Below are 21,720 nucleotides of genomic sequence, written 5' to 3' on the forward strand. Positions count from 1 at the left end.
ACCGTGGATCCACCCAAATCAGCGGGGCGTCAGGACTTCCTTGCCGCCGACGAACGGGCGCAGCGCCTCCGGCACGCGGACCGAGCCGTCTTCCTGCTGGTGGTTCTCGACGATCGCGACGATCCACCGGGTGGTGGCCAGCGTGCCGTTGAGCGTCGCGGCGATCTGCGGCTTGCCGTTCTCGTCGCGGTAGCGGACTGAGAGGCGGCGGGCCTGGAACGTCGTGCAGTTCGACGTCGAGGTCAGCTCGCGGTAGGTGTCCTGGGTCGGGATCCACGCCTCGCAGTCGAACTTGCGGTGCGCGGACGTGCCGAGGTCGCCGGTCGCGGTGTCGATCACCCGGTAGGGCACCTCGATCTTCGCCAGCATCTGCTCTTCCCAGCCGAGCAGCCGCTCGTGCTCCGCCTCCGCGTCGGCCGGCTTCGCGTAGACGAACATCTCCACCTTGTCGAACTGGTGGACGCGGATGATGCCGCGGGTGTCCTTGCCGTACGAGCCGGCCTCGCGGCGGTAGCAGGACGACCAGCCCGCGTACCGGTTCGGGCCGTCGTTCAGGTCGAGGATCTCGTCGGCGTGGAAGCCGGCGAGCGGCACCTCCGACGTCCCGACGAGGTAGAGGTCGTCTTCCTCGAGGTGGTAGATCTCGCTCGAGTGCTGGCCGAGGAAGCCGGTGCCGGCCATGATCTCCGGGCGCACCAGCGACGGCGTGATCATCGGCGTGAAGCCGTTTTCGAGGGCCTGCGCGATGGCCATGTTGAGCAGGCCGAGCTGCAGCTGCGCGCCGACGCCGGTGAGGAAGTAGAACCGCGAGCCCGAGACCTTCGCGCCGCGTTCCATGTCGACGCCGCCGAGCGCTTCGAGCAGCTCGAGGTGGTCCTTCGGGGTGAAGTCGAACTTCGTCGGCTCGCCGACGTGCTTGACGACGGCGAAGTCGTCCTCGCCCCCGACGGGCGCGTCCGGGTGCACGAGGTTCGGCACGGTCCGGAAGAGCTGGTCGAACTCCTCCGACGCGGTGTTCTGCTCCACCTCGGCGGCCTTGACCTGCGCGGCGAGCTCCTTGGCCGTGGCCAGCAGCCGCTGCTTCTCCTCCGGCGGCGCCTTCGGGATCTGCTTGCCCAGGAGCTTCTGCTCGTTGCGCAGCTTGTCGGCGGCCGCGATCGAAGACCGGCGGCGGGTGTCGAGGGAGAGCAGCTTGTCGACCACTCCCTCGTCTTCGCCACGGGCGCGCTGCGACGCGCGCACGGCTTCCGGGTCATCGCGCAGAGTCCTGGGGTCAATCACGGGTCAGAGGGTAGTCCGTACAGACTGTGCGTCCCTACTGGGTTATCCCGACAGTCTGATCGTTGAAGCGCTGTTCACGGCGTCCTCATACTCCAGGAAACACCGAGGAGGCGCCCCGATGACCGATGAGCTGCTCGCCCGGCACCGCGCTGTCATGCCGTCCTGGATGTCCCTGCTCTACGAAGAGCCGATCGAGATCGTGCACGCCCACGACCGGCGGATGACCGACTCCCAGGGCCGCACCTACCTCGACTTCTTCGCGGGCGTGCTGACCAACTCGATGGGCTACGACGTCGCGGAGATCGGCGACGCGGTCCGCAAGCAGCTCGACACCGGCATCCTGCACACCTCGACGCTGTACCTGATCCGCTCGCAGGTCGAGCTGGCCGAGCGGATCGCCAAGCTGTCCGGTATCCCGGACGCGAAGGTGTTCTTCACGAACTCGGGCAGCGAGGCCAACGACACGGCGCTGATGCTCGCGACGCAGTTCCGGCGCAGCAACCAGGTGCTGGCGATGCGCAACTCCTACCACGGCCGGTCCTTCGGGACGGTCGCGATCACGGGCAACCGCGGCTGGTCGGCGTCGGCGCTGAGCCCGGTCAAGGTCAACTACGTCCACGGCGGGTACCGGTACCGCAGCCCGTTCCGGGACATGTCGGACGCGGACTACATCAAGGCGTGCGTCGCGGACCTGGTGGACGTCCTCGACACGGCGACGGCGGGTGACGTCGCCTGTCTGATCGCCGAGCCGATCCAGGGCGTCGGCGGGTTCAGCCTCCCGCCGGACGGCCTGTTCCGGGCGATGAAGGAGGTCCTCGACTCCTACGGGGTGCTGTTCATCTCCGACGAGGTCCAGACCGGCTGGGGCCGCACCGGCGAGCACTTCTGGGGCATCGACGCGCACGGCGTGACGCCGGACATGATGACGTTCGCGAAGGGGCTGGGGAACGGCCTCGCGGTGGGCGGTGTGGTGGCCCGCGGCGACGTCTTGGACTGCTTCCAGGCCCAGTCGTTCTCGACGTTCGGCGGCAACCCGGTGTCGATGGCGGGCGCGACAGCGGTGCTGGACTACATCAAGGACCACGACCTGCAGGCCAACTGCGCCGCTCGCGGCCGTCAGCTGCTCGACGGGCTGCGCGCGGCCGAGTCGCCACTGGTGGCCGAGGTGCGCGGCAAGGGCCTGATGATCGGCGTCGAGCTGATCAAGCCGGGCACGACCGAGCCGTTCGTGGCCGCGGCGGCGCGGATGCTGGAGGAGACGAAGAAGCGCGGGCTGCTGATCGGGAAGGGCGGCCTGCACGGGAACGTGCTGCGGCTGGGACCGCCGATGACCCTCACCGCCGACGAAGCCCAGGAAGGTTTGGACATCCTGGTCGACTCACTGGCGGCCACCCACGCGGCGCTCGCCTAGCAGCTCGGCGGTCGCCTCCCACAGCCGGCGCTCACGACCGCGGTCGTGGGCGACCGGCTGGACCTCCGTCGGCTTGTCCTTCACCACGAACGCGCCGTCGCGCAGGTGCGCCCACTTCTCGTCGACGGCCATCGCGGCCAGCAGCGGTCCCGAGCGTTGCGGCGTCGAGACGCCGGGGATCCGGGCGAGGGCGCGGCTCATCGCCTGGAACGCCGCGGGAGCGCCGCGGCCCAGCGCGGTGCCGGGCATCCAGCCCGGCTCGTACACGGACACGTGGACGTCCGTGTGCCGCTGCAGCTCGTGGGCGTAGTACAGGATCGCCAGCTTGGCGTTCGAGTAGGCGACGCCGGAGGCTTCCATGCTCGGCTCGCCGGTGCCCGGGCGGGCCAGCTCGACGGGGTCCGCCCAGTCGGCCTCGGCGACGTGCAGCAGCTTCCGCCAGAAGTTGGCGTGGTAGGTGTTCGAGCCGATCAGCACGACCCGCGCCGGGGCGGCGAACGAGCCGAGCAGGTCGCCGATCAACTGGGCGTGGGCGAGGTAGTTGACGGCGAAGGTCAGCTCGTAGCCGTCGGCCGAGGCCTGCCGGGTGTCGGCCGACATCACGCCGGCGTTGGCGACCAGCGCGCGCAGCGGGCGCATGGTCGTGAGCAGCTCGCGCGCGGTGGCCGCGGCTTTTCGGACGTCTTCCAGGCTCGCCAGGTCGCAGCCGATCTCGCGGACGTTCGCGCCGAGGGCACGAGCCTCGTCGGCGACCGCGGTGAGATCAGGCCCTGCGCGTCCGACGAGCAGCAGGTCCGGGCGCTGCGATTCGGGTCGGCCGGCGAGAGCCAGCACGGTGTGGCGGCCCAGGTTGCGGGTCGGGCCGGTGATGAGGACGGTTCCTGGTTCGGTCATGGCTCCAGCCTGCGACGACGGGCGGGCCGCACCCAGTCGTCCGGTTTTCGTAGGACTGCCAGGGCCAGGACAACGCACGCGGGGTCGTCCAGAATGGACACTGTGGAGGCGTGGGAGTTCGGCCGAACGGTGCGTCGCTGGCGCGACCGCGTGGGCCCCGAGGCCGTCGGCGTCCCGGCGGGCCGGCGGCGCCGGGCCAGCGGGTTGCGCCGCGAGGAGCTGGCCGCGCTCGCGGGCATCTCGGCCGACTACCTGACCCGCCTCGAACAGGGGCGCGCGACCGCGCCCTCGGCGCAGGTGGTGGAGTCGCTGGCCCGAGCGTTGCGGGTATCTGACGTCGAACGCGACCTGCTCTTCCGGCTGGCCGGGCACGCCGCACCCGGTCCGGACGTCGTGCCGTCGCGGGTCGCGCCGAGCGTCCAGCGACTGCTCGACCGGCTGTCGCACACCCCGGTGGTCGTCTACGACGCGAGCTGGACGCTCGTGCTGGCCAACGCGCCGTACAACGCGCTGATGGGCGACACGACCGCCTGGCGCGGCCTGGAGCGCAACGCCGTCTGGCGCAACGTCACGCACCTGCCCTCGCGGGTCGTCCACAGTGTGAAGGAGCAGGCCGAGCACGAAGCACGGCTGGTGGCCGACCTGCGCTTGACGGCGTCGCGCTACCCCGCCGACCACGCGTTGCGGCGCTTGATCGCCGACCTGACCGCGGGCAGCCCCAGATTCGCGGAGCTCTGGGACGCCGAGGCCCCACCACCGCTGCCGGACACGTCCCGCCGCAAGACGATCGACCACCCGTCGGTAGGCCCGATCACCCTCGACTGCGACACGCTGCTCGTCGCCCAGGACGACCTGCGGATCAGCGTGTACACCGCCGAACCGGGCACCGAAGACGCGGATCGCCTGGAGCTGGCCACGGTCCTCGGCACCCAGTCATTGGACGCCTAGTCGACAGCGTTCACGTCCGAGGGCGGGGCGTTGAGATCGCAGTACGAGGACAGCTCGGTCCGCGGGTCGTCCGTGCCCGGCGGGATCGCCTGCAGGGGAACGACCCAGGTGCTGCGTTCACCCGGAGCGCACGACGGGCTCGCCGGCGGCTGCTGCGCGCTGCCCGCCGGGTTGCCCTTCCCGTCGGGCGGCAGCAGGCCACCACCCACGATCTTGCCGTCCGCACCCCGGAACACGACCGCGGTGCGGCGGCTGACCAGCGCCCGGCAGTTGGCCGAGCGCTCGGTGTACCGCACCGCGTCGGCCGGCAGCGAAGCCTTGACCCGAGTGGTCGATTCGTAGGTGTCGGTCACCGGGCTGAAGCCACCGAGCGAACCGGGCGGCAACCAGGTGGTCGTCCGAACATCGACGTCCGCCGAGATCACCTTGGCGGTCCCCCCGACGTTGAGGAGCGGCCGGCCCACTCCTGCTTGTTGTCCCGGCAGCAGCACCGGGATCTCCACGGTCATCAGGGGCCCTTGGACGGGACCCGGCGGCAGGCCGTTGACGGAGACGACCACTTCGAGCGTCAACCGCGTCCGGTAGGCGATGCGCTGGCTGGTGTTGCGCAGGACCGCGCCCATGCTGGCCAGGCCCGTGGCGGAGACCCCCGTTTCCGCGACTTCGATCCCACCACCACCCGGCGCCGTCTTCGCGGAGACCGGCTGTTCCGGCACCGCAGCGGGGATGTCGCAGGGCTTCGCGACCGAATCACCGCCGGTGGACAGCACCACAGCTACGACCCCGCCGGCGGCGACCACCACCAAAGCGGCCACCGCCAGCAGGGTCCGAGGCAAACCTCGCGGCACGGATCAGCCCCGCACGAACCTCGCCACGTGCTGGGCCAGCTCCTCGCCCTTGTCCTCCTGCAGGAAGTGCCCCGCGTCTGCGATCACCGGGTGCTCCAGACCCTCCGCGCCCTTCATCGAGCGCTTCAGGATCGGGCCCATTCCGCCGGTGATCGGGTCGCCGTCGGAAAAGGCCACCAGGAATGGGATTTCCAGTTCCGTCAACGTCTTCCACGCCGCGCGGTTCGCTTCCGACGCCGGGTCGTCCGGCCGGTACGGCACCAACCCCGGCATCGCCCGGGGGCCCGCCTTGTACATCTCGTTCGGGAACGGCGCGTCGTAAGCCGCGCGCACTTCTTCCGACAAGGAAGACTTGCAGCCCGACTGGACGAACCGGGCGACGTCCAGCACCGGGGCCTTCTGGACGGCCTCACGGAACGAGTGCCACACCGCCGGCATGTCGACGTCGCCCGTGGGCAGGCCGGTGTTGGCCGCCACCACCCGCGCGAACCGGGACGGGTTCTCCGCGACCAGCCGCAGCCCGATCAGGCCGCCCCAGTCCTGGCCGACGAGCGTCACGTCGTGGAGGTCCAGCGCGTCGAACGCGAAGCCGCGCATCCACTCCACGTGGCGCGCGTACGTGTGGTCCGTCAGGTCGCCCGGCTTGTCGGAGCGGCCGAAGCCGACCAGGTCGGGGGCGATCGCGCGCAGGCCCGCCGAAGCCAGGACCGGGAGCATCTTCCGGTACAGGTACGACCAGCTCGGTTCGCCGTGGAGCAGCAGGACGACGGGACCATCGGCCGGGCCCGCCTCCACGTAACCGACTCTGATCAAGCCGCCGTGCGGGTCGTCGAGCTCGACGTAGCGAGGCTCGAAGGGGAAGTCGGGCAGGTCCGTGAACCGGTCGTCCGGTGTCCTCAGCAGGCGCACGAACCCCACGCTAGTGCGAACGGGCGAACGCGGCCACGTCCGTGGGCCATCCCCACCGGATGGCCCACGACGTCCGGGTCAGGAGATGCCGACCGCGATCACGAGACCCAGCGCGATGTGCGCGGCCGCGACCACGACGCTGGCCGGTTCGAACTTCTCGCTCTCGATCATCGAGCCGACGTCGATCCGGGTCGCCCACTCCAGCAGCCGCACCGCGATCACCTGCACGGCGATCCCGAGCAGGCCGTAGACCAGCGACGTGATCAGACCGCCGGTCAGGTCGCTGGCCGAGTTGAAGATCGCCACCACGATGATGAACGACATCGCGAGCAGCCCGGACGCGGTGATGATCACGGCGTTCGGCAGGCCCGCGTGCACCAGCTTCGACAGCTTGCCCGGCGTGGTCCAGTCGATCGCGTAGAAGCCGGCGAACATCAGCAGCAGGCCGACGACGCCGTACAGCAGGATCGCGCCGATCCCCCGCACGAGGTCGGAGCCGAACGTGTCGGACAGCGCAAGGGTCGTGTTCACGAATTGTCTCCCAGGAGAAAGGGCTGATCAGCGACGGTGTTGTATCACGCTTCGGGGATGCGATGTGGGACGAATGCCGCACCGTCGTCGGTGACCAGGCCGCCGGTCTCCCGGATGCCGAGGCCGGCCGAGCTGTCCCCGACGATCCACGCGCCGAGCGCCGGCCGGTAGCCGTCGAACTCGGGCAGCGGGTCGAACGCCTGGTAGACGAAGCCCTCGGCGCCGTAGACGCCGTCGGTCTGGGTCTCGTAGCCGGTCGCGACGATCTGGACGTTCGCGCCTTCGCGGCCCAGCTTCGGCTTGCGGACGTACTCGGTGAGCAGGCCGGGGTCGTCGGCGAACGCGGGCAGCAGGTTCGGGTGGCCCGGGTAGTTCTCCCACAGGATCGCCAGCAGCGTCTTGTTGGAGAGGATCATCTTCCAGAGCGGCTCGATCCACAGCGTCCGCGGCAGCGACTCGACGGCGTGGCGGCCGAACTCCTCGTCGACCACCCACTCCCACGGGTACAGCTTCAGCACGGTCGCCATCTGCTGCTCTTCGAGGTCGACGAACCGCTTGAGCACCGGGTCCCAGCCGATCTCCTCGATCGCCAGCCCCACCGTGTCCAGCCCGGCCTCGGCCGCCGTCTCCTGCAGGTACGCCGTGGTGACGTTGTCCTCGCCGCTCGGGTCCGCGGCCGACCAGGTGAAGTGCAGCTCGTTCGACGGCAGCTTGTCCTGCAGGAACGCCCACCGCTCGACGAGCTTCTCGTGGATCGAGTTCCACTGGTCGTCGTCCGGGAAGACGTCGGTCTTCCAGTGCCACTGCAGCAGCGACGCCTCGAGCAGCGTGGTCGGCGTGTCCGCGTTGTACTCCAGCAGCTTGGCCGGCGACTTGCCGTCGTAGCGCAGGTCGAACCGGCCGTAGACGTGCGGGTCCTGCCGCTTCCACGACTCGGCGATGTGCGGCCAGACCCACTCGGGGATGCCGAAGCGCTGGTAGCCCTCGGTCGTCACGACGTTGTCGACGGCCTCCAGGCACATCGAGTGCAGCAGTTCGACGTCGGCCTCGAGCGACAGGACCTCGTCCATGTCGAAGACGTAGTGCACCGACTCGTCCCAGTACGGCCGCACCCGGCCGCTGCTGTCGCGGGCCGGCGTGCCGTAGACGAGTCCCTGCTCCTCGACGATCCGCTGCCAGTCGCGCCGCGGCTCACGCCGGTCCCGGTACACCTACGATCCCCCGCTCTTGCCGCTGCCGCCGGTGCCCCCGGTGCTGCCGCTCTTGCCGCTGATGCCGAAGCCGCCGCGCTGGACGGACTTGCCGGACTTCGTGTTGACGTTGGTGCGCGACGACGGCGGGTCGTAGGAGCCGCCGGAGACGTGCTGGCCGATGGTGCCGGAGCCGCCGTAGTTGTACCGGTAGCTGTTGTAGCCGCCGCCCGGGATCGGCAGGAAGAGGAAGCCACCGCTGGAGTAACCGCCGTGACTGGTGACGTAGGTCTCGTCGCAGTTGTCGTCGTTCTGGATGACACCGCTGTTGTCGGTGCAGACGGCGGTGACGTCACCCTCTGGCTTCGCGACCGAGTAGAACGTCGCGACCAGGCCGACGAGCCCGACCGTGACACCGCTGCCGATGAGGATCTTGCGCCGGGTCGCCGCCTTGGCGTCGGCCTGGCGGGCGAGCTCCTCGTCCCGTTCCTCCTGCACCAGCGCCTGCTGACGCGCGCGCTGCTCGGCGAGCGAGGGCTCCTTGGGACGGGTGTTCGAGTCCTGGAATCTCATCGAACCGCGCTTCGGCGGCTCGGGGGGCGGCTGGTCCCCAGTGTTGTTGTCTTGCGTCATGTGCGCTCCGTAATCCCCGGCCACCACGAAACCGTGACCCACCCTAACCACCCGGATCGCGCACGTCGCGCGCGGCGCGGGCATCATGGACTGCGATGTCTCCCAGCGCCGATCGGTTCCCAGCCGCCACGCAGACGCTGCGCACCCGCGTCGTGATGGGCGGGATCTTCGCGGGCGCGCTCATCGCGCTCGCCCTCAGCGTCCTGTTCACCGGAGGCGGCGGCTTCGCCGGCGGCGCCGGTGGCGGGACGGGCAAGCTCTCGGCGGAAGCCGAAGAGGCCTTCCACTCCCCGCCCGGCACCTGCCTGACCTGGGACAACCCCGACGCGAGCGACGCGCGCAAGGTGGCCTGCACCCAGCCGCACCTGTTCGAGGTGACCGCGCTCGTGGACATCGGCGCCCAGTTCCCGGCGGGCGCCCCGGTGCCGTCGCTGGACCAGTGGCAGCAGATCGCGCAGCAGAAGTGCACCGCCGACGTGAAGCCCTACCTCGGCCACAACCTCGATCCGTACGGGAAGCTGACGACGAACCTGCTGCGCCCGACCCCGTCGCAGTGGGCCGACGGCGACCGCCAGCTGCGCTGCGGCCTGCAGTGGGCGGGCCCCGGCGGCAAGCTGCTGCCGACCACCGGGCCGGCGAAGCAGCAGGACCAGTCGCTCGTGTTCGAGCCGGGCACCTGCCTCGCGCTGCAGGGCAAGAGCGTCGGCGACCCGATCGACTGCGCGAAGCCGCACTCCTACGAGATCATCGCGACCCTCGACCTCAAGTCGAAGTTCAAGGACACCTACCCGACGCAGGACGACCAGAAGGCCTGGCTCGACACCGAGTGCACCAAGCAGGCGGCCGACTACACCGGCGGTGCCGACCTCGACGCGAAGAAGCTGATCCTGACCTGGGACCTGCGGGAGCAGGAGAGCTGGGACGCCGGCTCGACCAAGGTCAACTGCAAGGTCGCGGCGCTGCTGCCGGACAAGAGCGGCCTGCAGGCCGTGACCGGCAGCCTCAAGGCCGCCCCGGGCGGCCCGGACGGCGGCCAGCCCCAGGACGGCGGCCCGCCGTCGGACGGGGGCGGCGGCCCGACGCCGTCGAGCTCGGCCCCGCCGTCGACGAAGACGAACGGCTGATGCCGGTCGAAATGAGCCGGGAGCGGTTCGAGGAACTGGTCTCGGAAGCCCTGGACGAGGTGCCCGCCGAGTTCGCGAAGGCGATGGACAACGTCGTCGTGCTCGTCGAGGAGTTCAACGAAGAGGCGCCGGACATCCTCGGGCTCTACCACGGCATCGCGCTGACCGAGCGGACGTCGTCGTACGGCGGGGTGCTGCCCGACCGGATCTCCATCTACCGGCAGCCGATCCTGTCGATGTGCGAAGACGAGGACGAGGTCGTCGAAGAGGTCCTCATCACCGTCGTGCACGAGCTGGGGCACCACTTCGGCATCGACGACGCCCGGCTGCACGAGCTCGGCTGGGGCTGAAGCCACAACGTGACCGCCGGTCGCTGACCACGCGCTTATCCTGTTACCCGAAGTCATTGGGTGACTGCGAGGAGTGCTGGGGGATCCGGTGAACCCTGCTCGAAGACTCACGTGGCTGCTGACGTCGAGCGCCGCCTCCCACCTGGGCGACGGCATCGGCAAGGTGGCCCTGCCCCTGCTGGCCACGACGCTGACCCACGACCCCGTGCTCATCGCCGGGCTCTCCGCGACGCAGTTCCTGCCCTGGCTGCTCTTCGCCGCCGTCGCCGGCGCGCTGGTCGACCGGATCGACCGGCGGCGCGCGATGGTCGTCGCGAACACCGCCCGCGCCGTCGCGGTCGGCACCCTCGCCGTGCTGGTCGCCGCCGGCGGGATGACGATCTGGCTGGTCTACCTGACGGCGCTGGTCATCGGCACCGCCGAGACGATCGCGGACAGCGCGGCCAACGCCCTGGTCCCCGCCGTCGTCGGCGACGGTTCGCTCGACGCCGCCAACAGCAAGCTGCAGGCGTGCGAGATCGTCGGCCAGACGTTCCTCGGCGGCCCGATCGGCAGCATGACCTTCGCGCTCTTCGCCGCCTTCCCGTTCTTCCTCAACTCCGCGGGCTTCGCGATCGCCGCCGCGGTCCTGCTCGGCCTGGCCGGCACCTACCGCGGCCGCGGCGAGGACCAGCCGACGCGGTTGCGCACCGAACTGGGCGACGGCCTGCGCTGGCTGCGCGGCAACGCGCTCCTGCTGCGGCTGGTCGTCGTCGCCGGGCTGCTCAGCCTGGTCAGCGAGCTCGCGCAGGCGCAGCTGGTGCTCTACGCGCTCGACGACCTCCACCTGTCCGACGCGACCTTCGGGTTCTTCGCGTTCGTCGGCGGCATCGGCGGCCTGCTCGGCGCGGGCGTCGCCCCGCGGCTGGTGCGCGCGGCCGGCCGGCGCGCGGTCGTGCTCGGCGGGATCCTCGGCTGCGGCGCCGGGTTCGGCGGGATGGGCCTGGTGCGCTCGCCGGTCGCGAGCGCGGCGCTGTTCGGGCTGTTCGCGGCGGCCGTCGTCGCGGTGAACGTCGTGCTCGCGACGGCGCGGCACACGCTCGTGCCGGGCGAGCTGCTCGGCCGGGTGCTCGGGGTGTGGCGGACGGTCGTCTGGGGCGCGATCCCGCTCGGCGCCCTGCTCGGCGGGGTGCTGACCACGGCACTCGGGACGGCGGCGCGGACGTTCGCCGTCTCGGGGCTGGCGATGCTGGCGATCGCCGCGTTCGCGGCCGTCGCGCTGCGCCGGTTCCCGCTGGATGACGAATCGGACTCAGCCGCGGCGCTACAGCACCAGGAACCGGGATTGTGAGCTGAAATATCTCATCACCCAGGTGGTGGGAGGCGGCTATGCGCACCGTGGACCCCGGAACCGGCACCGACGCCGACCCCGACTTCGACGAGCCCTCGGCCGAGTCCGAGGAGGTCAAGGCGGCGGCGCCGCAGTCGCGCCGGCTGCTCGTGCTGTGCGCGGTGGCGGGGTTCGTGCTCGGCGGCGGCGTGCTCGGGCTGCTGTGGGGCCTGTCCGGCGTGCACGCGGGCGCGCTCGACGACGCGCTGGCCGCGTGCCAGGCACTCGACCGCGTCGGCGACCTGCCGGACACGAGCCGGGACGCGCAGCCGTCGCTGACGCCCGGCCTCACGCCCGAACGGCTGCACCGGATGACCGCGGCGCGCGAGCTGTCCGCGGCCGCGGCCCAGGTCAACGCCACCTACCAGCCGCTGGCCGACCACATCGACGGCGTCTCCCGGATGGTGCTCAGCCTGCACTTCAACGACATCGCCGGCCAGCGGCACCTGGTGCAGGCGCAGGAGATCTGCGGCCGCATCTAGGTCAGGCCGGATGGACCGTCTTCACCGAGAGCTGGTTGCCCGGGATCTTCGTGCTCGCGCAGGCCGTGCCGCCGGACGGCACGAACTTCGACGCCGTCTCCTGCGGCAGGTAGATGCGCAGGCCCTTCACCTCCGTCGGCTGGCAGGTGCCCGGGTCGAAGTTCTGCACGTTGACGAACTGGATGTCGGCGGCCGCCGACTGGCCCGGATCCAGCTTGACCGCGTTGCCCTTGGTGCCTTCGCGGAACGCGTCCTTGCCGACCTGGTGCCCGTCGTTCCCGGCCACGTAGGAGACCCCGGGGAAGCCCTGGATCTCGCACGGCTTCGCGCTGGTGTTCTTGATCAGCAGCGGCCGGTACACCGATCCCGCGCCGGCGTCGCCCTGGCCGAGCGACAGCGTGACGTCGGCGGCCTTGCAGAGGCCGTTGTCGGCCGGCTGGGCGACCGGCGGCGCGGCGGCCGTGGTGCTGGTCGCGCTCGGCGCGGTCGAGGTCACGGTGGTGGAGGTGGGCGATGCCGTCGTCGACGGCGTCGAGCTGCTGGCCGCGTTGGTGGTACCGCCACTCCCGCAGGCGGAAAGCGCGAGGACGCCCGCCGAAGCCGCGACAACCGGCAGCAACCGAGAAAGCTTCGTCCGAACCATGTCAATCGCCTCCCTGGTGTGGTGCTGCTGGGTAGACGTGCGGATCTCCGGCAGGTTGGTTCGCCTCGTTAATTCCCCACCAAACGTGTCTTAAACGTGACGGGATCACACTTTCGTGACGATCAGAGCGGCGTGTCAACCCAGGTCAGGCAGTGCCACCGGCCGTCCGGCCGGGCGTCCAGCTCGACCAGGCCGGTGTTCGGGATGAGGGCCGCGTTGGCGACGTCCGCGTGCACGTTCCCCGCCAGCCACTCCGCCGACAGCCGGATCGCGCCACCGTGGCTGACCAGGGCGATCACGCCGTCCGGGTCGGCCTGCTCGTGCTTGGCGCGCAGCCGGCCGACCGCGTCGAGCATGCGGGTGCGCACCTGCGTCCCGCTCTCGCCGCCGGGCAGCGCCGGGGTCAGCTCGCCGACCGTCCACCGCCGCACGACCTCCATGTAGGTGCGGATCGACTCGTGGTCGGTCGCCCCCTCCAGGTCGCCGGCGGTCACCTCGTGGACGCCGTCCACGACCTGGACGTCCAGGCCGAACCGCGCGGCCAGGGGCGCGGCCGTTTGCTGCGCGCGGATCGCCTGGGACGCGTAGACGGCGGCGATCGGCTCCCCGGCCAGCCGCGCGGCGAGGTTTTCGGCCTGCGACCGGCCCAGTTCGGTCAGCGGCGGGCCGGGCAGGGCGGTGTCGAGCGCGCCGCGGACGTTCCCTTCGGTCTGCCCGTGGCGGATGAGCAGCAACCTCACGCCAGGTCTCCCTTGCGGACCGCGTCGGCCCACACGGCGGCGTCGACGAAGTCGTCGTTGCCGAAGCCGGGTTCGATCGTCGTCCGCGTCCCGTCGGCCCGCGGGTGCGAGCCGAGGAACCGCAGGTTGCGGCAGTGCCGGCGCAACGCCGTCAGCGCGTCGAGGATCCGCGGCTCGGCCAGGTGGCCCTCGAAGTCGATGAAGAAGCGGTATTCGCCGAAGTTGTTCCGCGTCGGCCGCGCGTCGAGCCGGGTCAGGTTGATCCCGCGGTCGGCCAGCGCGGTGAGCAGCTCGGCGAGCGTGCCGGTGCGGTTCACGGCCGCGGCGACCACGGACGTCCGGTCGGCGCCCGTCGGCTCCGGCAGCTCGCCCGGCGGGCGGACCAGCAGGAACCGCGTCGCCGCGTCGCTGACGTCGGCGACCTCGGTGGCCAGCACGTCGAGGTCGTAGTGCTCGGCGGCGACCGGCGCGCACACCGCGGCGTCGAACTGGCCTTCCAGCACCCCGACCGCGGCCGCCGACGTCGACGACGACGCCACCGGGTGCGCGTCCGGCAGGTTCACCTCCAGCCAGTCGCGGACCTGCGCGAGCGCGTGCGGGTGGCTGGCGACGGTCTTGATGTCGCCACCGCCGCGCCGGGTCAGCACGCTGAAGTGGATCGGCAGGATGGCCTCGGCGACGGCGACCAGCGGGGTCGACTCGCTGAGCGCGTCGAGGGTGGCGGGCACCACGCCCTCGACCGAGTTTTCGATGGGGACGCACGCGGCGTCCGCCTCGCCCTTGCGGACGGCCGTCATCGCCAGCCGGACGGTCTCGACCGGAATCAGTTCTCCGCCGCCGGCGAGGACCCGCGCGGCCTGTTCGGTGAAGGTCCCCTGGGGGCCGAAGTATGCGATGCGTGACACATCCCCAGGCTACGGGGGTGGCGACTTTCACTCGGACAGCCGGTACGCCAACCGGTTACGCCCGGTGGCATTTTTTGCGATGCTAAGGGCGTGACCGCCGACTCGGGCACGCACACCGGCCGTGAGGGCACGCACCCGCCGGTCTCCCCTCGCACACCGGAGCTGGTGCTGTGCGCCGTCGATGAACCACTCGCCACCGCGTGGGCCGCCGCCGCCAAGAAACTGACGGGCCGGGTCCGGGTGCACCGCGGGTCGGTCCTCGACGTCGTCGCCCAGGCCGTGGTCAGCCCGGCCAACTCCTACGGCTGGATGCGCGGCGGCATCGACGCCGTCTACGCGCGGGCGTTCCCGGGGGTCGAACAGAACGTCCGGAGCGCCGTTTTGGCTTTTCACGGCGGTGAACTGCCGATCGGCGACTCCGTGGTCGTGCCGACCGGCGAGGCCGAGCCGGCGTGGCTGATCAGCGCGCCGACCATGCGCGAACCCGGCGAGCGGCTGCCCGCCGACACCGTGCACCCCTACCTCGCCGCGCGCGCGGTGTTCCTGCGGTGGCGCGACGGGCGGCTCGACGAAGGGCCGGTGCGGGAGATCGTCGACACGATCGCCATGCCGGGCCTGGGCACCGGCGTCGGCGGAGTCGACCCGGCCACCTGCGCGCGCCAGGTCGCGGCGGCGTGGGAAGAGGTTTTCCGTCACACGCGGTGATCACCCGAAACCCGGGGTGGACTACATCACAGCGCGTTCACCGGCCGTAAGCCCTACCGTTAATCACGCAGGTGAAACGTCCGCCAGTGCAGGCGACGGCCGGAGGAGTGTGCGATGACCCGGGTCCGCGAACTCAGCCCCTATGTCGAGCTGCACAGGGAACAGTGGAAAGAGCTGCGAAGTTCGACACCGTTGCCGCTGACCGCGGCCGAGCTGCTGCGGCTGCGCGGCCTCGGCGAGCAGGTCGACCTGGCCGAGGTCGCCGACGTCTACCTCCCGCTGTCCCGCCTGATCAACCTGCAGGTCGCCGCGCGCCAGCGGCTCTACGAGGCGACCACGACGTTCCTCGGTGACGACTCCCGCGGCACGAAGGTCCCGTTCGTGATCGGCATCGCCGGGAGCGTGGCGGTCGGCAAGTCGACCACCGCCCGCATCCTGCGCACGCTGCTCGCCCGCTGGCCGGACCACCCCCGCGTCGACCTGGTCACCACCGACGGCTTCCTGTACCCGCGCGCCGAGCTGATGCGCCGCGGGATCATGCACCGCAAGGGCTTCCCGGAGAGCTACGACCGCCGCGCGCTGCTGCGGTTCGTCACCGAGGTGAAGTCGGGCGCCGAGCGCGTCGCCGCGCCGGTGTACTCGCACCTGGCTTACGACATCCTGCCCGGCCAGGAGCAGGTCGTGCAGCAGCCGGACATCCTCATCGTCGAAGGCCTCAACGTCCTGCAGCCGGGCCCGCGGCTGATGGTGTCCGACCTCTTCGACTTCTCGATCTACGTCGACGCGCACACCGACGACATCCAGCGCTGGTACATCGAGCGGTTCCTCGAGCTGCGGCACACGGCGTTCGCCGACCCGGCGTCGCACTTCCACCACTTCGCCGGCCTGCCCGACGACGAGGCGCGCGCCGAAGCGCGGCACCTGTGGCGGTCGATCAACGAGCCGAACCTGATGGAGAACATCAAGCCGACGCGCCCCCGGGCGACGCTCGTGCTGCGCAAGGACTGCGACCACGCCATCAACCGGGTCCGCCTGCGCAAGCTCTGACACCGGTTACGCGGCTCGTCACCCACATGCCGCGCATTCGCACGCTGGGCGAGCGCCCGGGCACTCTTCGTCGTGCGCCCGCGACTCTCCGCGCCGGAACCCGGCCGATCGGCCGAGATGACGTAACCGGTTGGCCGATACCGGGCGCCCCTGGTGAAAGCGACCCTGAAAGAGTCAGGAAAACCGCTCTGAGCTGGGGAGGAGGCCCACGATGTTCGCGATGATCCTCACGTGGGTCGGTGCGGTGCTGGGTCTGGCCTTGCTGATCGCGATGGCTGCCGGCACGTTCGTCGTCGACTTCGACGACCGGATCCAGGAGCGGCGCCGGGCGAAGGCCGCCGAACCGGCCGGCCCCCGCCCGTAGCGCGTCAAAGTTCGGTCAGCGCCGCCACGTAGGCGTCGGCGTCGTATTCGAGCGATTCCTCGGACTCCAGCAGGCTGCCTTCCAGAGCGTCGATCAGCTGCTCGAAGATCTCGTCGCGGTCGAGCTCGCCCTCCTGCAGGCGCTGCACGGCCTGCCAGGCTTCGGCGGGCTCGTCGTCCCACAGCTGGTCGACGATCGTCGCGCGCAGCACCAGCCGCTGCTCTTCCTCGTCCTCGTCGGCCTCGGCGATGACCAGCGCCCGGCGCTGATCGGGGTCGGTGGGGTCGAGGTCGACCTCCTCGTCCTCGATCTCCGTGGTCAGCGACGGCACCGCGAACATCCGGCGTTCCAGCGCGTCCGCCAGCTCGGTCGGCGACAGCTCGCCGACATCGCCGAAGTAGCGCTCGAGCGGCGAGTCGTCCTCGTCGGCGTACTCGCTCAGGTAGTCGGCGACGGCCTCGTCGAGCGCGGCGACCGCGGTCTCGGTCAGCCCGGCGCGGTCCGCCGTCCACTGCACCCAGGCCAGCACGACCGGCTCGACGGCGTCCTCGTGCTCGGCGTCGAGCTCGAACTCCTCGCCCAGCAGCCCTTCGAGGAACCGCGCGATCTTCTCCGGCCCGACGCGCAGCGGGTTGGCCGGGTCGGTACGCACGCCGTGCTCCAGCAGGAGCGCCCCGATCGCGCGGGCGGCGTCGGCGTCCTCACCGCTGGCCGCGACGAACTGCTCGACGACGGCGGCGCGTTCGGTGTCGGACCACTCGGCGACCTCGGGCACGAGCGCGGGCTCCGGCAGCGCGCGCGACCACGTCAGCGCGACCGCGTGGAAGCGCGAGTAGTCCTCGCTGACGTCGGCGTCGTCGAGGTGGTCGGTCGCGTCGAGGCCGTCGGCGAGCAGGCGGTGCGCCTCGGCCGGGTCGACCGCCTCGAAGGCGACCAGCTCCGGGTCGGCGTCGGCCTGCGCCCGCATCTCGGCGAGCACCTCGCCGGGCTGCTCGATCACGACGAGGTCCCGCACCCGGCCGCCCTCGGTGAAGTCGAGCAGCGCGAGCAGGCCGTGCGCCTGGTCGCCGTGGGTGAAGACGCAGAGCAGCGAGGACTCGTCGCCGTAGACGTCCCCGGTCCGCCAGCACTCGCCGGCGGTGACCTGGCCCAGGTCCCCGGCCCAGCTCGGCGCGGGGATGCCGCGGGCGAGGACGACCTGCAGGCCGTCTTCGGCGGCCTTGCGCTCGACGTCGGTCTCCGCGACGACCTTCAGCGCGGCCAGCAGCGCTGCGGCACCCGGCGTGATCTTGCGCTGCGCGAAGGCGATCAGCTCCAGGCCGAGCGACTCCTCGCCCTCTTCGAGGGGGACGTCGTGGAACTGGCCGAGGACCTCGGAGGCGAGCAGCTCGACGTCCACCGGCGCGGGGTCGGCGCCCAGCGCGGAAAAGTCGTTCAGGACGTCCTTGAACAGGCCGGTCACGCTGTGGGTGACGGGCTGCGGTGCCTTCTTGCGGGCGCGACTCACCGGGCTCATGTGCTCATGTTTTCATCGCGCAACCAGAGCGGTCGCGGTGGCCCTGGCGCGGGTCCCGGCCGCGTGCTCGACGGGGAGGCGCCGAGCCGGACGGCGGAACAGGGCCACCGCGACGTCGCTGGCCAGAGCGGGTGACCGCCTTGGCGGGCTTGCGGTGTCCCGGTGCACGTGAATCACCGGTTCACCTCGCTCAACGAGGGGTGCGAGGCGAGGTTACGGCTTTCGGCAAGGCGATCCGCGCGGCACGGATTTCCGTGATCAGGCGGGTTTTCCGGCGGTGGGTTTCCACCAGCGTCGCGAGGTAAGCGGTGAATTCGTCCGGCGTCCCGGCGCGCTTGTGCAAGCCGCGCAACAGCTTCAGCCGGCGCGCGGCTTCCTGGTAGGCCTGCGGGTCCTTGCGCTCGATGAGCTCGTCGACGTGCTCGCGGAAGACCGGGATCGTTTCGGCCGGGTGCTCCGCGGCGCGCTGCTCGGCGAGTTCGAGCTTCAGCTCCGGCGTCGCTCCGAAGCGCACGCAGGCGCGCCAGGCTTCGTCGGGACGGCCGTCGTCGAGCAGGACGCGGGCCAGCTCGTCGGCCTGCTCGAGGCCTTCGGCGGCCAGCTCGCGCAAGCGGGCCAGCGCGGCCCGGCGCTGCGCGGTCCACTTCCCGTCGGCCGTCGCGGCTTCGCGCAGCGCGGCGTACGTCTCGCGGCCGGGCTTGGCGTCGAACTCCTGGCGGCGCCGGGAGGTTTCGTCGTCGGGCTCGGGCGGTTTCTTGTCCTGGGTGAGCGCGCGGGCGGCGTGCGCGATGGCCTCGCTGTGCCGGCCGGCGGCCCGCAGCACCCGGACGATCTTGAGGCTGACGTCGCGCCGCGGCGGCTTGGCGGACAGGATCGCGACCAGCTCGTCGACGTCGCCGAGCACCTCGGCCAGCTGTTCGCGCAGCCCTTCGGCCACGTCACGGCGGTGGCCGGGGGCGCCCGCCGCGAGCACATCGTCCACAGTGGACTTGATCCGGCGCAGGCCCGGTTCGCCCAGCGCCGCCGCGAAGTCGGCGAGGTCGATCGCCGGGCGGCCGGGGCCGTCGAACTCGACCTCGAGGATCCAGTCGGCCAGCTTCTCCGGGTCCGGCGGCCGGGCGGCGCACGCGCGGGCGTACAGCTCGACGGCGCGGTCCAGCCGGTCGCCGAGGTCGCCGGTGTGGTCACCGGACTGCTCCAGCACCTCGCTGATGTCGTCCACCGTGCGGCGGGCGAGCGGGGCCAGGTCGGCCCGGCTGCCGGCGTCGAGCATCCGCTGCAGCGTGTCGAGGACGGCGCCGACCTTCGCGGTGTACTCGCCGTTCCCGTCGGGCACCGCGGTGTCGAGCAGCCGGTGCGCTTCGCTGACGTCACCGGATTGGGTGGCGGCGCGCAGTTCGAGCGAATGCCGCAACTCAGGGTCACGCTCGGCTTGGTCGTGCAAGAGGTCCGCCAGCGTCTCCGCGTCCAAAGTGCGCAGGTAGGGGCGAAGATCCGAGTGGGGACTCACGCGCACCAGTCTGCCCGACCCCGCCAGTCCGGCGTGTGGTCCAACCGCGTGCTCTTTTCGGCGTAATCGGTGACTGGTCGTGACGCCCTCATCGGCGGCGCAAGTCGTCGAGCACGGCTTTCATCGGCCACGGCTCGGGCACGCGCGGCCGTCGTGACCGTGCGTGCCGAGGACGCGGGATCGCCGCCTGGATCGTCGGCACCATGATCGGCACGACCGGCACGGGCACCCGAGCGACGAGCCGGCGCACGACGACGAGCAGGAGCCCGGCGCACAGCAGGAGGGCAGCGCTCGCGGCGATCGCGCCGGCGAGCGTGCGGCGGCCGTCGTCGAGGGTGAGCTGCACGGCGTACTGGCTCTGCTGGGAGTACAGGTTGCCGAGCTGCTGGGACACGCTGTAGGCGGCGCTGCGCCACGTGGACTCGGGAACGGGCAGCGGTTCGGCGGCGGCGAGCGCGTCCTCGACGGCCGCCAGCCTGCTCCAATCGGCGCTGCGGGTGAGCGACTCGTACGCGGTACGGCCACTTTCGGTGAGCTGCGGCGCGATCCGCTCCAGGTCGGCCCGGTAGGCGGCGACGGCTTGGGTGAACGGCCGCCGCGTCACGCCGTCGATCCCCGCCAGGGCGAGGGAATCGGAGCGGTCCATGCCTTCGGCGACGGAAAGCAGCTCGACGGCGGTGGTCTGCTGGTAGGCCGATTCGGCGTCGGGCGCGCGCCGCGCGTACTCGCGCAGGCCGGCGACGGCGGAGTCGATCCGCTGGGTGAAATTCGCGTACGCGGCGGTCCGTTGGTCGGGCACGGACATCGCGGCGCTGCGCTGCGCCTGCAGCGACCCGACGGCACTCGCCGTCCAGCCCGCGGCCCCGGCCGTCTCCATGGCGCTGTCGCGCGTCCGGTTCGCTTGGTGGACCAGGAAGAACGCGATCACGACCGCCACGACGACGAGCGCACCGCCGGGCACGAACGCGATGCACAGCATGCGGCCGCGGACGGATCGCAGGTACTTCAAGACGTTCCTTTCCCAGCCTCAAGTCCCGCAAGCATCCCGACGGAGTTCAACCTATTGAGTGAGAGATTCACCGGTCAACGCCGGTCCGCCATACGGCCGTTAGCGCACCGTGACGGCTGAGGACAATCGGCGCGTGACCTTCGACGACGTGACCCAGCGCCTCCGCGCGTTCGCGGCGGCCCGAGCCTGGGAGCCGTACCACACCCCGAAGAACCTCGTGATGGCGTTGTCCGGCGAGGTCGGCGAGCTGACGTCGCTGTTCCAGTGGCTGACCCCGGAGGAGTCCGACGCCTGGCGCGACGACCCCGCGCTGGCGGCGAACGTCCTGGACGAGATCGCGGACGTCACGTTGTACCTGCTCCAGCTGGCGGACCGCCTGGGCGTGGACCTCGCGGCCGCGGCGCACGCGAAGATCGACCGCAACGAGAAGCGGTTCCCGGCTTAGATTTCGCTCAGCAGCGGCGGAGGGGTGCTGGCGACGGGAGCGTCCGGATCGGCCAGCCACCCACCCCGGCCGTCGGACCGCAGCATCGACCAGATCCCGAACTCGTCGAACCGCAGCTGCGCGATGCCCGTTTCGGAGTCGTCGTCGGTCCGGAGCTCGACGATGGTGACGACACCGTCCCGGACCCGGCACTCGACGCGGAGGCGGTCACGGAGGTGTTCGGGAACCCGCTGGGCACACCACCGTTCGATCTGCCGCAACGCGAGCTCGGGTATCGCCATGCGTCCAGTGAACCGCACGGCGGTCAGCGAGCTTCGCCGAGGACCGCGACGACATCGGCGTAGGTCTGCTCGGGCGCGCGGCCGCCGGTGGGCACGACGAGGCAGCCGGGCCGCTGCGGGAGGTAAGCGGCGAGCTGGTCGTGGATCCGTTCGACGATGGCAACCCCGCCGCGCTGGTTGACGACGTCGTCCACGCCTTTGGTGGCGGCATCGCCCTTCGCCGCGCGCTCGGCGAACCGCGCCCCGGCGACGGTTTTGTCGGCGGTGAGCAGGACTTCCCGGTACTCGGCACCGCAGCGTCCCGCGGCGTCCTCGAAGGCCTGGATGTCGATCACGCGGGTGGCGAGCTGCGGCATGACGACGTCGTGCCCGGTCCGCAGGTGCGTCTCGGCCATGGCGAGGGTGAGCAGCTGCGCGGCCTTGAAGGTCTCGAAGAAGGTGTCCCGCCAGCCCCCGATGAGGCAGACGACCCGATCGGTGTCCAGGTTCAGCACCCCGGGCCGCCGCTCGGCGTACGCCTGCGCGATCGTCGACTTCCCGATCCCGGAGGGCCCGTTCAAGTGGATCAGTCTCGGCACCGCGTCG

General features: G+C 71.2%; 25 protein-coding genes. 10 read left to right on the forward strand and 15 right to left on the reverse strand.

The features are described from left to right. Positions 1 to 18 precede the first annotated feature (18 nt). Positions 19 to 1,281 carry a serine--tRNA ligase gene (gene serS, locus ACIRSS_RS32710; protein WP_400901560.1) on the reverse strand — a complete coding sequence of 421 codons (1,263 nt, stop codon included), beginning with the start codon at positions 1,279 to 1,281 and terminating at the stop codon, positions 19 to 21. 118 nt (positions 1,282 to 1,399) lie between these two features. Here serS and ACIRSS_RS32715 point away from each other — a divergent pair, with 118 nt between their 5' ends. After that, positions 1,400 to 2,692, forward strand: a complete 1,293-nt coding sequence (locus ACIRSS_RS32715; RefSeq protein WP_400901562.1) for an aspartate aminotransferase family protein — start codon at positions 1,400 to 1,402, stop codon at positions 2,690 to 2,692. On the opposite strand, the gene ACIRSS_RS32720 is transcribed toward ACIRSS_RS32715, so the two are convergent. Next, positions 2,660 to 3,586, reverse strand: coding sequence for an SDR family NAD(P)-dependent oxidoreductase (locus ACIRSS_RS32720; RefSeq protein WP_400901564.1), 927 nt, complete (start codon positions 3,584 to 3,586; stop codon positions 2,660 to 2,662). The two genes, ACIRSS_RS32715 and ACIRSS_RS32720, sit on opposite strands and share 33 nt — an antisense overlap. A gap of 93 nt (positions 3,587 to 3,679) precedes the next feature. Here ACIRSS_RS32720 and ACIRSS_RS32725 point away from each other — a divergent pair, with 93 nt between their 5' ends. Then, positions 3,680 to 4,534: a helix-turn-helix transcriptional regulator gene (locus tag ACIRSS_RS32725; protein ID WP_400901566.1), complete on the forward strand. Its 855-nt coding sequence runs from the start codon at positions 3,680 to 3,682 to the stop codon at positions 4,532 to 4,534. On the opposite strand, the gene ACIRSS_RS32730 is transcribed toward ACIRSS_RS32725, so the two are convergent. From ACIRSS_RS32730 to ACIRSS_RS32750, 5 genes are all read right to left on the reverse strand, one after another. Then, a complete protein-coding gene (locus tag ACIRSS_RS32730; protein WP_400901568.1) occupies positions 4,531 to 5,349 on the reverse strand; it encodes a hypothetical protein in 819 nt (272 codons plus the stop codon). The two genes, ACIRSS_RS32725 and ACIRSS_RS32730, sit on opposite strands and share 4 nt — an antisense overlap. 36 nt (positions 5,350 to 5,385) lie before the next feature. Further along, a complete protein-coding gene (locus ACIRSS_RS32735) occupies positions 5,386 to 6,291 on the reverse strand; it encodes a haloalkane dehalogenase (RefSeq protein WP_400901570.1) in 906 nt (301 codons plus the stop codon). Positions 6,292 to 6,369: 78 nt separating this feature from the next. After that, a complete protein-coding gene (locus ACIRSS_RS32740) occupies positions 6,370 to 6,822 on the reverse strand; it encodes a DUF350 domain-containing protein (protein ID WP_400901572.1) in 453 nt (150 codons plus the stop codon). A 44-nt stretch (positions 6,823 to 6,866) separates the two neighbouring features. After that, positions 6,867 to 8,033: a glutathionylspermidine synthase family protein gene (locus ACIRSS_RS32745; RefSeq protein WP_400901574.1), complete on the reverse strand. Its 1,167-nt coding sequence runs from the start codon at positions 8,031 to 8,033 to the stop codon at positions 6,867 to 6,869. After that, on the reverse strand, positions 8,034 to 8,585 hold the full coding sequence (locus tag ACIRSS_RS32750) for a hypothetical protein (RefSeq protein WP_400901576.1): 552 nt from the start codon (positions 8,583 to 8,585) through the stop codon (positions 8,034 to 8,036). It abuts the gene before it with no gap. Positions 8,586 to 8,740: 155 nt separating this feature from the next. On the opposite strand from ACIRSS_RS32750, the gene ACIRSS_RS32755 reads away from it, so the two are divergent. The 4 genes from ACIRSS_RS32755 (at position 8,741) to ACIRSS_RS32770 (ending at position 11,970) form a co-directional block, all read left to right on the forward strand. Further along, on the forward strand, positions 8,741 to 9,769 hold the full coding sequence (locus tag ACIRSS_RS32755) for a septum formation family protein (protein ID WP_400901577.1): 1,029 nt from the start codon (positions 8,741 to 8,743) through the stop codon (positions 9,767 to 9,769). Further along, positions 9,769 to 10,119: a metallopeptidase family protein gene (locus ACIRSS_RS32760; RefSeq protein ID WP_400901580.1), complete on the forward strand. Its 351-nt coding sequence runs from the start codon at positions 9,769 to 9,771 to the stop codon at positions 10,117 to 10,119. Before ACIRSS_RS32755 ends, ACIRSS_RS32760 begins: the two co-directional genes overlap by 1 nt. A gap of 88 nt (positions 10,120 to 10,207) precedes the next feature. Beyond that, positions 10,208 to 11,449, forward strand: coding sequence for an MFS transporter (locus tag ACIRSS_RS32765; protein WP_400901582.1), 1,242 nt, complete (start codon positions 10,208 to 10,210; stop codon positions 11,447 to 11,449). 38 nt (positions 11,450 to 11,487) lie between these two features. After that, a complete protein-coding gene (locus tag ACIRSS_RS32770) occupies positions 11,488 to 11,970 on the forward strand; it encodes a hypothetical protein (protein WP_400901584.1) in 483 nt (160 codons plus the stop codon). A 1-nt stretch (position 11,971) separates the two neighbouring features. Here ACIRSS_RS32770 and ACIRSS_RS32775 read toward each other — a convergent pair whose 3' ends face one another. From ACIRSS_RS32775 to pheA, 3 genes are all read right to left on the reverse strand, one after another. Next, a complete protein-coding gene (locus ACIRSS_RS32775) occupies positions 11,972 to 12,613 on the reverse strand; it encodes a DUF4232 domain-containing protein (RefSeq protein ID WP_400901586.1) in 642 nt (213 codons plus the stop codon). A 122-nt stretch (positions 12,614 to 12,735) separates the two neighbouring features. Next, on the reverse strand, positions 12,736 to 13,353 hold the full coding sequence (locus ACIRSS_RS32780; protein ID WP_400901588.1) for a histidine phosphatase family protein: 618 nt from the start codon (positions 13,351 to 13,353) through the stop codon (positions 12,736 to 12,738). Beyond that, positions 13,350 to 14,258, reverse strand: a complete 909-nt coding sequence (gene pheA / locus ACIRSS_RS32785; RefSeq protein ID WP_400901590.1) for a prephenate dehydratase — start codon at positions 14,256 to 14,258, stop codon at positions 13,350 to 13,352. The genes ACIRSS_RS32780 and pheA overlap by 4 nt, the downstream gene beginning before the upstream one ends. A gap of 90 nt (positions 14,259 to 14,348) precedes the next feature. On the opposite strand from pheA, the gene ACIRSS_RS32790 reads away from it, so the two are divergent. From ACIRSS_RS32790 to ACIRSS_RS32800, 3 genes are all read left to right on the forward strand, one after another. Then, positions 14,349 to 14,963: a macro domain-containing protein gene (locus ACIRSS_RS32790; RefSeq protein WP_400901592.1), complete on the forward strand. Its 615-nt coding sequence runs from the start codon at positions 14,349 to 14,351 to the stop codon at positions 14,961 to 14,963. A gap of 114 nt (positions 14,964 to 15,077) precedes the next feature. Beyond that, positions 15,078 to 16,010 carry a type I pantothenate kinase gene (coaA, locus tag ACIRSS_RS32795; RefSeq protein WP_329053240.1) on the forward strand — a complete coding sequence of 311 codons (933 nt, stop codon included), beginning with the start codon at positions 15,078 to 15,080 and terminating at the stop codon, positions 16,008 to 16,010. Positions 16,011 to 16,221: 211 nt separating this feature from the next. After that, positions 16,222 to 16,374: a hypothetical protein gene (locus ACIRSS_RS32800; protein ID WP_400901594.1), complete on the forward strand. Its 153-nt coding sequence runs from the start codon at positions 16,222 to 16,224 to the stop codon at positions 16,372 to 16,374. 4 nt (positions 16,375 to 16,378) lie between these two features. Here ACIRSS_RS32800 and ACIRSS_RS32805 read toward each other — a convergent pair whose 3' ends face one another. The 3 genes from ACIRSS_RS32805 to ACIRSS_RS32815 all read right to left on the reverse strand — a co-directional run bounded on the left by ACIRSS_RS32805 (position 16,379) and on the right by ACIRSS_RS32815 (position 20,409). Then, positions 16,379 to 17,890 carry a hypothetical protein gene (locus ACIRSS_RS32805; protein WP_400901596.1) on the reverse strand — a complete coding sequence of 504 codons (1,512 nt, stop codon included), beginning with the start codon at positions 17,888 to 17,890 and terminating at the stop codon, positions 16,379 to 16,381. Positions 17,891 to 18,080: 190 nt separating this feature from the next. Next, complete coding sequence (locus ACIRSS_RS32810) at positions 18,081 to 19,400, reverse strand: hypothetical protein (RefSeq protein ID WP_400901598.1); 1,320 nt, start codon at positions 19,398 to 19,400, stop codon at positions 18,081 to 18,083. An 88-nt stretch (positions 19,401 to 19,488) separates the two neighbouring features. Next, complete coding sequence (locus ACIRSS_RS32815; RefSeq protein ID WP_400901600.1) at positions 19,489 to 20,409, reverse strand: nitrate- and nitrite sensing domain-containing protein; 921 nt, start codon at positions 20,407 to 20,409, stop codon at positions 19,489 to 19,491. 133 nt (positions 20,410 to 20,542) lie between these two features. Between ACIRSS_RS32815 and ACIRSS_RS32820 the strand changes: the two genes are divergently transcribed. Continuing rightward, entirely contained in the window at positions 20,543 to 20,854 is a 312-nt protein-coding gene (locus ACIRSS_RS32820; protein WP_400901602.1) for a nucleotide pyrophosphohydrolase, read from the forward strand. Here the strand turns inward: ACIRSS_RS32820 and ACIRSS_RS32825 are convergent. Next, positions 20,851 to 21,135 (reverse strand): hypothetical protein, encoded by a 285-nt coding sequence (locus ACIRSS_RS32825; RefSeq protein WP_400901604.1) that lies wholly within the window; start codon positions 21,133 to 21,135, stop codon positions 20,851 to 20,853. The genes ACIRSS_RS32820 and ACIRSS_RS32825 overlap by 4 nt on opposite strands. A gap of 23 nt (positions 21,136 to 21,158) precedes the next feature. Beyond that, a complete protein-coding gene (locus ACIRSS_RS32830) occupies positions 21,159 to 21,713 on the reverse strand; it encodes an AAA family ATPase (RefSeq protein WP_400901606.1) in 555 nt (184 codons plus the stop codon). Positions 21,714 to 21,720 lie beyond the last annotated feature (7 nt).

It is taken from the genome of Amycolatopsis sp. NPDC101161, from assembly GCF_044768185.1.
In the GTDB taxonomy this organism is placed as follows: Bacteria; Actinomycetota; Actinomycetes; order Mycobacteriales; family Pseudonocardiaceae; genus Amycolatopsis.